The sequence below is a fragment of the Aestuariivirga sp. genome (assembly GCF_044239095.1).
Taxonomy (GTDB): domain Bacteria; phylum Pseudomonadota; class Alphaproteobacteria; order Rhizobiales; family Aestuariivirgaceae; genus Aestuariivirga.
Genome location: NZ_JBIICB010000161.1, coordinates 1 through 9,553 on the forward strand (window position 1 = coordinate 1; position 9,553 = coordinate 9,553).

The following is a 9,553-nucleotide window of genomic DNA, read 5'->3' on the forward strand; positions in this document are numbered from 1 at the left end:
CGCCCTTCTGCTCCGGTCCCATCGCCTCGCCCGTGGGCAGCCGCCAGAGCTTGACCGCGAGATAGGCGACCCAGGCCGCGGCGATGAGCGTCACCGTGAGGCGGAGCGTGCCGGCGTCCGCCAGCAAGCTCTTGCCGGCAATCGCCAGCGGCAGCGTTACAAGCCCATAGGCGGCGGCCTCGAAGGGGACGAGGCGTAGGGCGCCGCGCCAGCCGCGTTCGGCCCCGGCGAGGGCCAGAAGCGTATTGGTTGGCCCCGGCGTGAGCAGCAGGGCCAGCAGGGCGAGGGTGAACTCGGCGTGCGTCATGACAAGATACCAGTAGCGGTTTCCCCGCGGTCCGGCCTTGACCTAGCTCAAATGGGCGGGCGCGCGCGAAGCCACGGGCGAAATGGCCTCCGCCATCAGGAAGATGGCCGGCAGAGCCAGCGCCCAGGCAAGGCCGATGGCGAAAAGGGCGCCTGCTGCACCGGGGTCGGGCAGGGTGGCAGCACCGAGCTTCACCCCCGCCCAGTAGGTGAGGGGGCCGGACAGCGCACCGAGGATCGCCTGGGTCTTCCACCGTCCCTTGAGCCAGGCCAGGCTGGCGTTGGGAAGGGTCCCGAAGCCAAACCACAAGGCCGCGATCCATACCGGCGGCAGTGCCTGGCCTTCCACCGTTCCGGCATAGCGGATGAGGCCTGCCCCCATGAAGCCTGCTTCCAGAAGCACACCGAACAGGGTGACAGCGAGGATCAGCGCCAGTTCCGGGCGGAGGCGAATCCGGTTCAGGAACAGATGGATGGCCACCACGGCCACCACGGCGAGCGACATCAGCCCGCCACGGCCCGCCGCGCCCCCGCTGACAGCGGCAAACCAGGCGGCCTCGAAGGCAAGGAAGTTGAACAGCGCGAGAATGATCCGCATGAGGTCCGTCTGCAACGAGCGTGCGTATCGCGCTCTATAGTGAGGAGGTAAAGTCGTGACAGCTAATGTTGATCATACGAAGCGTCCGGGCCTGCGGTTTGCCGCTGCAGCCGCGATTATCTTTCTTGCCCTTGCCGTTGCGCTTCCCATAGCACCTGCAATTGCCTCCGGCGAGGCTCTTTCGGGTGCGGCGCTCAAGTCCTTCGTCGCGGGCAAGAGGATCTATCTGGCCGTGCCGCTGGGTGGTGAGATCCCGCTCAACTACAGGACGAACGGCCGTGTCGACGGTACGGGCGAGGCGGCGGGCCTCGGCCGCTACATGACCCCGAAGGACAGTGGCCGCTGGTGGGTGGCGGGCAACCGCGTGTGCCAGAAATGGCAGGAGTGGTATGACGGCCGTACCTTCTGCTTCACGGTCACCAAGCTGTCCGAAAACCGCATCCGCTGGGTGCGCGACGACGGCAAGAGCGGCGTGGCGCGCGTGCGCTGAGACTTTTCAACCCGGCCGGAACGCGCGCGAGCAGACGGCGCGAAACCGCGCTAAGGACATCTATGCCATGCCGGATGCGGGAAGCTGCCGGGCGTCCGTCCATCCGCCTGTTGATTTGCGTGCGCTTCGTGCAACATAGGCGGCTTCAGGCGTGAGGGCGATTCCATGTTCGATGATCTCAAGGGTAAAGTGGTTGTGGTGACGGGCGGCGTCACCGGCATAGGTGGTGCCGCCTCGCTGGCCTTCGCGGCGGCCGGAGCGAGCGTCTTCGCGCAATATCTGGGCGGCGGTGAGGAGCTGGCAGCCATCGAGAAGGCGGGCATTGCCACGCTGAAGCTCGACCTGACGGAGGACGGCGCACCCGAACGGCTCATGGCCACCGCTGCCGCGCGCTTTGGACGGATCGACGTTCTGGTAAACAATGCCGGAAGCCTCGTCGCGCGCATTCCCGTCACCGAACTCGACGACAGTTTCATCGACAAGGTGTTCGACCTCAATTGCCGCCAACTCATTCACTGCTGCCGCATCGCAGCGTCGCTGATGAAGGAGCAGGGTTCCGGCAACATCATCAACGTGACATCGATCGCCGCGCGCAACGGCGCAAGCCCCGGCGGCTCGGTCTATGCCGGGGCAAAGGCCTTCGTCTCCGCCTTCTCGAAGACGCTGGCGAAGGAGCTGGTGGGCCATCGCATCCGCGTCAATTGCGTCTCGCCGGGAACCATCCACACTGCCTTTCATGACCGCTTCTCGGATGAGGCCAAGCGTGAGGCGACACGCAAGACCATTCCCATGCAGCGCCTGGGTCTGGCGGAGGATTGCGCGGGCACCTTCCTCTATCTCGCCAGCGACAGGGCGTCGGGCTATGTGACGGGCCAGGTGATCGAGGTCAACGGCGGGCAGCTGATGCCATGAGTTTCGTGACGCGGCAGCGGGCTGAACAACCCGACGTGCTGGCGCCCGATGGCTCCGAGGTGCGCATCCTCGCTGCCACGGCGCGGGGCAGCATGGCACAGTTCACCTTGCCGCCCGGCGCGGTCTCGAAGGCCGTGGCGCACCGCAGTGTGGAGGAGGTCTGGCTCGTGCTGCGCGGCACGGGCCGCATGTGGCGCAAGCTGGGCACGGCGGAGGAGACGGTGGCGCTGGCGCCTGGTGTCTCCCTCGCCATTCCGGTGGGCGCCTGCTTCCAGTTCCGCAACGATGGAGACGAGCCGCTCGATTGCGCGGGCGTTACCATGCCGCCCTGGCCCGGCATGGATGAGGCCTATGAGGTGGACGGGATCTGGTAGCGCCCGCTACCAGCTGCCTGTGTTCTGCATCGAGGACCAGGGCTCCGAAACCGGCAGCGCCTCACCTTTCTGCAGCAGCTCAATGGAGATGCCGTCGGGCGTCCTGATGAAGGCCATGCGGCCATCGCGCGGGGGGCGGTTGATGGTGATGCCGTGCGCCTGCAGCCTGGCGCAATAATCGTAGATGTTGTCGACGCCGAGTGCGAGGTGGCCGAAGTTGCGGCCGCCGGTATAGACTTCCGGGTCCCAGTTGTAGGTGAGCTCGACGGGCGCATCCGGGCTCTCGGGTGCGGCCACGAAGACCAGCGTATAGCGGCCCTTCTCGTTGACATGGCGGCGCTGTTCGACGAAGCCCAGCTTGTTGGTGAAGAAATCGAGAGACTGGTCCAGGTCGGAAACGCGGATCATGGTGTGGAGAAACTTCATGGGGTCACCTCTTGTTTGAGAGTCACATAGAAGAACTGGCGCGCATGGTCCAGCGCGCGCAGCGTGCCGTGGTGTTCACCGGGGCAGGCATCTCCACTGAATCCGGCATTCCCGACTTCCGCTCGCCCGGCGGCTTCTGGACGCGGTACAAGCCCATCGAGTTCAGCGACTTCCTGGCCTCAGAGGAGACGCGCCTGGAGGCCTGGCGGCGCTTCCTGATGATCCACCAGACGATCGGGGAGGCGCGGCCATCTGCCGGCCACCTCGCTGTGGCCCGCCTTGCAAGCCTGGGGCATATATCCCACGTCATTACCCAGAACATCGACGGGTTGCATGAGCAGGCGGGCGTTGCGCGTGAGCGGATCATCGAGATCCATGGCAACGGCACCTATGCGAAGTGCCTCTCCTGCGGCCTGCGCCACGAGATCGCCTGGGTGGGCGAGGTGATCGCGCGTGACGCGCGGCCGCCGTCCTGCACGGGTTGCGGCGGCATCGTGAAATCCGCCACCATTTCCTTCGGCCAGGCCATGCCAGAGCAGGAGATGGCGGATGCGCGCGCGGCAACGCTCAATGCGGATCTCTTCATTGCGGTGGGCTCGTCGCTGCAGGTGTTTCCAGCAGCGGGCTTTCCCGTGATGGCAAAGCAGAACCGCACGCCGCTGGTGATCGTGAACCGTGAGGAGACCGGCCTTGATGGTCTCGCTGATCTCGTCATCCATGCGGAGATCGGCGCGGTGATGACCGCCGTGATGCAGCAACTCGCGCAGGACTGATTGCGAATCAGTTGCGCCGCAGCCGCCGCCCGCACCAAGACGGACCGGGCAGGCGTGGTTGACCTCGTGTAAGCTAAGCCCTTGCCGTAAAGAGTTGTGGATGACCGGCCGCTTTCGAATTTTGCGAGCATTTCCCGCCTATTGGCGCGCGTTGGTGCAGAGTCGCGGCCAGCTGGTTGCGGAATAGATGTGATTGCGACCTTGGGTTTTCCACATGAGAGCCATTAAGCTCTCTGTACAAATCCCCCATACTTGAGCAAATTGCAGTTCGGGGGCGGCAGGACGACAAGATGTGGCCGCACCGGGGACAGAGTTGGTGACATGGCGGTGAGCGGCGGTTTGACAAGTGAGTCGGTTTCAGCGCTGAGCGATGCGCCAGACGCCAATGTCCGGATCATTCAGGTGAGTGGCCTGGTGAAGTGGTTCGACGTGGGTCGCGGCTATGGCTTCATCATCCCTGACAATGGCATGCAGGATGTGCTCCTGCACCTGAGCTGCCTGAAGCGTGACGGCTTCGAGGCGCCGCTCGAAGGAACCCGCGTGGTGTGTGAAGTGGTGGCCCGCCAGAAGGGCTATCAGTGCCTGCGCGTTCTCGCCGTCGATTCCTCGACCGCCATCAACCCCGTGGAGCGCCGCCCGCGCACCCACACGACAGTCACCCCGTCGAGTGCCTGGATACGCGCGAAGGTGAAGTGGTTCAACCGCGCCCGCGGCTTCGGCTTCGCGTCTGAGGGTGAGGGTTCGCCCGACATCTTCATCCACATGGAAACGCTGCGGAAGACGGCGATTGCCGATCTTGAGCCAGACAGCTGGATCTACATCCGCTTCGGCGATGGGCCGAAGGGCAAGATGGCGGCGGAAGTGCGCCTCTCGCTTGAGGGCGGCCCGGCCCACACGCAGTAAGCCATCGTTCTGCTGCATTTGCGGGGGAGGAACTGCGCCATGCGCCGCCATGTCCTCTGTCTGCTCTTGCTTGCCTTCGCGTTTCTGCGGCCGGCCGCCGGACTGGCGCTTGAGGCGCCACTGTCCAAGATCGAGCCGCTCACCGTGGCCACCGAGGCGGACGCCTTCATGTTCACGGTCGAGATCGCCGATACGCCGGAGCTGCGCGCGCGCGGCCTGATGTTCCGCCAGCGCCTGCCGGAGGACCGCGGCATGCTGTTCGACTTCGGCAGCCCGCGTCAGGCCGCGATGTGGATGAAGAACACCTACATCCCCCTCGACATGCTGTTCATCCGCGAGGACGGCACCATTGCCTATATCGCCGAGAACACAACGCCCAAATCCCTGGACAGGATCGGCATCATCGAGCCGGTGCTGGCCGTCCTCGAACTGGCCGGCGGCACCTCGCGCAAGCTCGGCATCCGGGCAGGGGACACGGTCTATCACCGGCTGTTCAGGAACAAGGAGTAGCCGCACCTCCCGCTGAGCCTTGCCCCGGGCAAGCATTATCGGATATGAGGCTCTTTCGAGAGAAGTCCGTATCGGGGTGTAGCGCAGTCTGGTAGCGCACCTGCCTTGGGCGCAGGGGGTCGTCAGTTCGAATCTGGCCACCCCGACCACGGTCTTCCGCGAGATCCTCGGCTGAGAAGAAGAGAGAGCAATGCCCGTTCGCATCTACAAGCCCTCCCGCAATGCCATGCAGTCTGGCAAGGCGAAGTACGATCACTGGATCGTCGAGTTCGAGCCGGCATCGCCGCGCACCGTGGACCCCCTGATGGGCTGGACCTCGTCGAGCGACATGCGCCAGCAGGTGAAGCTGACCTTCGCCACGAAGGAGGAGGCTACCGCCTATTGCGAGCGTGAGGGCCTTGCCTACACCGTGATGCCGGAGGCTCCCGTCGCCAAGGCAATCAAGAAGTCCTATTCCGACAATTTCAAGTTCGGCCGGTCCGTCAACTGGACCCACTGACGCCTCCTCCGATCCCGTAGCTCAGCTGGACTAGAGCAAGTGCCTTCTAAGCACTAGGTCGCAGGTTCGAATCCTGCCGGGGTCGCCATTCATTTGGGCTTTTGTCCCAGCGCCCGGCACCAGTCGTGGCGGCGGCCCTCCCAGGGCCAGGCCAGGCCCTCCGTGATCAGGATATCGCCAGCGGAGCGGCCGTTGACGACCACGAGGCGGAGCTTGCGGCCGTATCTGTCTTCGTCGCGGCTGCCAAACTTCACGATCTGGACCTGTCCGCCATTCAGAAGATCGCGCAGGCGGTGCCGGGCCTTGTGCCCCAGCGCCGCCTCGCCGGCGCATTTCGGGGCGCTGATCTCGGGCGCATCGATGTCGATTATGCGAATGCGCAGGCCCTGATGCATGATGGTGTCGCCATCGATCACGCAGGTCACGCGCGCGTCACCCCCGCAAATCTTGTATTGCTCCAGCACCCCGGCCAGCGCGGGCGCCCGGGCCAGGGCGGCCACCGCCAGCGCCGCCGCCAGCGTGTGTTGGTGCCGGAGGAAAGCTCCCATAACCCTGCTCGAGATGATCATCCTCGCCCCGCGTGCAAAGCCTCAGCCCCATCAGTTCTGCGCAGGGCGGATCAACTGTCGGCGAGCTTCCTTGCGCCGTGCTGATCGCGGCCAGCCGCGAAGATGGGCGGCGCCGGGCCTGCAGCATGCTTGCCGCCCGCCGTGACAATGCTCCGTATGCAGATGACACGGGCTTTACCGCCGTCCCATGCGCGAGGCGGGATGCAAACATGCAAGATGCCGATTGTTCTCTGCGCGGCTACGGATCACGCTCTGGGTGTCCGGTGCGGGGCATGTCTCCGCCGCTTCGGCGGGAGACGGTGATTGGCGTGGCCCTCACGGGTTCACGAAATCCCCGCATTTGGGTGCGGGCGCGTTGCCCCATGGCACCACGGGCACGGTGGCGGATGTGGCTCTGGGGGCAGACGCGAAGGCCGCCGCGTGGTGCAGAGGGCCACGGTGGATGGGGCTGGCACGCGGACGGTGGCTAGGCCTATGACGCCGACGGCCGCGGAGTAGGCCGGAGAAGGCAAGTAAACCGCCGGCACCAGATGAGTAGGAGTTCGCATAGTACGATCCTTCTGCAGCGCCCCACAGCGTTCTGCGCGAGTCAGAGTGGCCATCATTGAAGTATACAAACGCTTGATTCTACTAAGATTATATGGCTAAATTCAGGTACGGTTTTATAATTCAGTGCGAGGCGTACGTTAACGCGGCACCTTTTGGCGAGCGTGAAGTTGGCTAAACGCATTCGTCGCTGAGGACATCAGGGTTGGACGGCAAATGACAGTTACATCCGCACTGATGCAGATTGGATACATATCGTACCTTGCCGCAGCCACGGGAGTCTATACTCTGGTACGGTATCTGTATGGCTCAAGACATCTTGACAAGACGTCTGTTGCTTTTGTTTCTCTTGCTGCAGCTGCGATGCCGGTAGTGGTGGCGATCATCCTGGTCGGTCTGGGTTATCCCGCCATTGTGAGGGACACGAGCTTTACGACCTATTTGCTGCTGTCCTCGTCGATCGTTGTCTTCTTCGCGGTGTTCTGGCCAATTGTGATTGCCAAGGAGGGGCTCCAGTCACCGACGCTGCATGCCTTGTTCAAGCGTGATGCGCGGACCAAACCAGCGCTGGTTCGAATGATGTACGGCGTTGTGCTCGCAATCTCAGCCGCGCTCTTTTACTGGTTATTTGCCGAAGACGTTGCGATGGAGCCTTGTCGCGGGTCGAGGTGCAGGGCGGCGGAAATGGCCTTGGCCCTGCGAGGAACAAATTTTGGACCGCTGCTCTATGCCAGTTTCTTAAACTCCATGTTCGTCGCATTCGCATCGGGTGCATTGACGTTGCTTCTCACTCGGCACCTGAGCTCTGATCACAGAGATGATTCAGGCAACACTTGAGAAACAGGAGTACTGACATGAGCGCTGTCAACTACTCGAGAAGAAAAATCCACTGGGGGAAGAGATGAGCGAACCAACTCGCGGACCTAATCGTGGCCTGGATCAAGAGGATCACTGGGCGTCTGACATTGCAGATGTTGGAGAGTTTGCGAGCAATGCCGCCGATTTGTTTTTGAGGTGAGGGGATGAACAAGAAGGAGGCAGGGATTTGGATCAGGACCGTTCACAGTTGGCTGGCTGGCTCAATCATCCTGCGCACCGTTGTTCTTGTGACAGGACATCTTCGGCGCTGCGCCCTCGGATTGGTCACCTGCGCCTTAGTCACGTTCTCTCCAGCAGTTATGACATCGAGTTATGCCATGGATTATAAGAGTGTTGTCAATAATTTCTGGTCAGATTTGATTGATTCCTATTGGTATCCATCATATTCGGCTTATCTTGTTTATGAGAATGATCCAGACCGATTGCTGCCTGGCGAGACTGAGCCGACTGCACTCATAAAGAATTTTCTTTCCCGTAATCCGCCATCGCCAGCCGGTGCGCAATGTAAGGACTTCCGCCTTGTGCGCCTGAGCGAGATAGATGTTCTTGACCTCAAAAAGCCATTCCGTAGCCAGACCAAGGGTACTCTTTACATGGAGTTGGAAGGTTGGCTTGCGGAATTGTTCCGGCCGTCACGTGCCCGTTTCTGGATTGCGGCTATGCTACCCAAGGATGCTCCGCCTATGTTCAATGAGAACGGCGTTGGCCTGAACCCAAAAGTGATGTCTGGGTTTATGCATTCTGGCTACGGCTGGCCGCCCGAGGGTGTTGATGGTCTGCCTGCAGACCGGCTGCTGCTTCGCAGCGTGACACATTGTGACGGATTTGACCTCTATTACGTGGAGTATGTGGGATGACGTCAAGCTCGAGAGGCGCCTCTGTTTCATTCAACACCTTCGGCGGTGGCCCGACAGGGCATATGAACGTGACGGTCAATGCGGGGAACATGATGTGCCGGTCGTTGCGAGGAGCCAGATGAATGCAGCGAAAACGAGCGAGCCGGTTGGTATGTTGAAGTCGCTTGGCTGGCGCAACATGATGTCAAGGATTGTGGCGCCGATTGGAGTCGCATTTGGTGACAACAGTTCCGCCGAAGCGATTTCTCTCGCCGGGCTAACCCACGGCCGCGCGGCGCAGCGGAGCCAACGCCCTTCGCTAAATGTCAGGCGCGCGTGATGCATGGCAAATCCCTTGGTTGATGAAGATTATCAGAATGCAAATTCAGCGGGGTGGGCACCGATGCAGCTGAGCTGGCAGACAAAAGACGACGTAATCGGCTTTTCCACTGCAGGGTTGGACGATAAATGACGCTTACACTGGCGTTTCAATTGGGTGGAGCGGAAGAAATAGCCGGGGGGCACGCGACCCGGAACGGCTCGCGCAGAGTTCGGCGGGCCTGGCATGATCACGCTCACCGCCGCCGATTTGTTTTTGAGGTGAGGGGATGAACAAGAAGGAGGCAGGGATTTGGATCAGGACCGTTCACAGTTGGCTGGCTGGCTCAATCATCCTGCGCACCGTTGTTCTTATGACAGGACATCTTCGGCGCTGCGCCCTCGGATTGGTCACCTGCGCCTTAGTCACGTTCTCTCCTATAGTTTCGACATCGAGCTATGCCATGGATTATAACAGTGTTGTCAACAGTAGTGTCCGGTTTAATTCATGATCAATCGCGAAGAGGCCAATAACGACGTGGTGTTTGGCGATTTTCGGGGTGTCCACGATTTGAAATCCGTTCCGCTCTTTTGCGATGCTCTTGGGCTTGTAA

The 9,553-nt window shown here is 61.8% G+C and carries 12 protein-coding genes, 2 tRNA genes and 1 pseudogene; 11 read left to right on the forward strand and 4 right to left on the reverse strand.

Annotated elements, in window-relative coordinates:
• Nucleotides 1-307, reverse strand: a pseudogene (locus tag ACILRA_RS14320) (hypothetical protein); the annotation flags it as partial.
• Between the two features lie 42 nt (nt 308-349).
• Complete coding sequence (locus tag ACILRA_RS14325) at nt 350-904, reverse strand: DUF2878 domain-containing protein (RefSeq protein WP_395662770.1); 555 nt, start codon at nt 902-904, stop codon at nt 350-352.
• Nucleotides 905-959: 55 nt separating this feature from the next.
• Between ACILRA_RS14325 and ACILRA_RS14330 the strand changes: the two genes are divergently transcribed.
• From ACILRA_RS14330 to ACILRA_RS14340, 3 genes are all read left to right on the forward strand, one after another.
• Nucleotides 960-1,394, forward strand: coding sequence for a hypothetical protein (locus tag ACILRA_RS14330; RefSeq protein ID WP_395662771.1), 435 nt, complete (start codon nt 960-962; stop codon nt 1,392-1,394).
• A 165-nt stretch (nt 1,395-1,559) separates the two neighbouring features.
• On the forward strand, nt 1,560-2,306 hold the full coding sequence (locus ACILRA_RS14335; RefSeq protein WP_395662772.1) for an SDR family NAD(P)-dependent oxidoreductase: 747 nt from the start codon (nt 1,560-1,562) through the stop codon (nt 2,304-2,306).
• Entirely contained in the window at nt 2,303-2,680 is a 378-nt protein-coding gene (locus tag ACILRA_RS14340; RefSeq protein ID WP_395662773.1) for a cupin domain-containing protein, read from the forward strand. Before ACILRA_RS14335 ends, ACILRA_RS14340 begins: the two co-directional genes overlap by 4 nt.
• A 6-nt stretch (nt 2,681-2,686) precedes the next feature.
• On the opposite strand, the gene ACILRA_RS14345 is transcribed toward ACILRA_RS14340, so the two are convergent.
• Nucleotides 2,687-3,106, reverse strand: coding sequence for a VOC family protein (locus ACILRA_RS14345; protein WP_395662774.1), 420 nt, complete (start codon nt 3,104-3,106; stop codon nt 2,687-2,689).
• A gap of 44 nt (nt 3,107-3,150) precedes the next feature.
• Here ACILRA_RS14345 and ACILRA_RS14350 point away from each other — a divergent pair, with 44 nt between their 5' ends.
• From ACILRA_RS14350 to ACILRA_RS14375, 6 genes are all read left to right on the forward strand, one after another.
• Nucleotides 3,151-3,879 carry an SIR2 family NAD-dependent protein deacylase gene (locus tag ACILRA_RS14350; RefSeq protein ID WP_395662775.1) on the forward strand — a complete coding sequence of 243 codons (729 nt, stop codon included), beginning with the start codon at nt 3,151-3,153 and terminating at the stop codon, nt 3,877-3,879.
• A 321-nt stretch (nt 3,880-4,200) separates the two neighbouring features.
• Nucleotides 4,201-4,782, forward strand: a complete 582-nt coding sequence (locus tag ACILRA_RS14355; protein WP_395662776.1) for a cold-shock protein — start codon at nt 4,201-4,203, stop codon at nt 4,780-4,782.
• A gap of 39 nt (nt 4,783-4,821) precedes the next feature.
• On the forward strand, nt 4,822-5,292 hold the full coding sequence (locus tag ACILRA_RS14360) for a DUF192 domain-containing protein (protein ID WP_395662777.1): 471 nt from the start codon (nt 4,822-4,824) through the stop codon (nt 5,290-5,292).
• 72 nt (nt 5,293-5,364) lie between these two features.
• A tRNA-Pro gene (locus tag ACILRA_RS14365) sits at nt 5,365-5,441 on the forward strand.
• Nucleotides 5,442-5,482: 41 nt separating this feature from the next.
• On the forward strand, nt 5,483-5,791 hold the full coding sequence (locus ACILRA_RS14370) for an ETC complex I subunit (protein WP_395662778.1): 309 nt from the start codon (nt 5,483-5,485) through the stop codon (nt 5,789-5,791).
• 10 nt (nt 5,792-5,801) lie between these two features.
• Nucleotides 5,802-5,879 (forward strand) — tRNA-Arg (locus ACILRA_RS14375).
• A gap of 1 nt (nt 5,880) precedes the next feature.
• Here ACILRA_RS14375 and ACILRA_RS14380 read toward each other — a convergent pair.
• Nucleotides 5,881-6,339, reverse strand: coding sequence for a thermonuclease family protein (locus ACILRA_RS14380; protein ID WP_395662779.1), 459 nt, complete (start codon nt 6,337-6,339; stop codon nt 5,881-5,883).
• 783 nt (nt 6,340-7,122) lie between these two features.
• Here ACILRA_RS14380 and ACILRA_RS14385 point away from each other — a divergent pair.
• Nucleotides 7,123-7,743 carry a hypothetical protein gene (locus tag ACILRA_RS14385; RefSeq protein WP_395662780.1) on the forward strand — a complete coding sequence of 207 codons (621 nt, stop codon included), beginning with the start codon at nt 7,123-7,125 and terminating at the stop codon, nt 7,741-7,743.
• Nucleotides 7,744-7,928: 185 nt separating this feature from the next.
• Nucleotides 7,929-8,642: a hypothetical protein gene (locus tag ACILRA_RS14390; protein WP_395662781.1), complete on the forward strand. Its 714-nt coding sequence runs from the start codon at nt 7,929-7,931 to the stop codon at nt 8,640-8,642.
• Nucleotides 8,643-9,553: the final 911 nt, after the last annotated feature.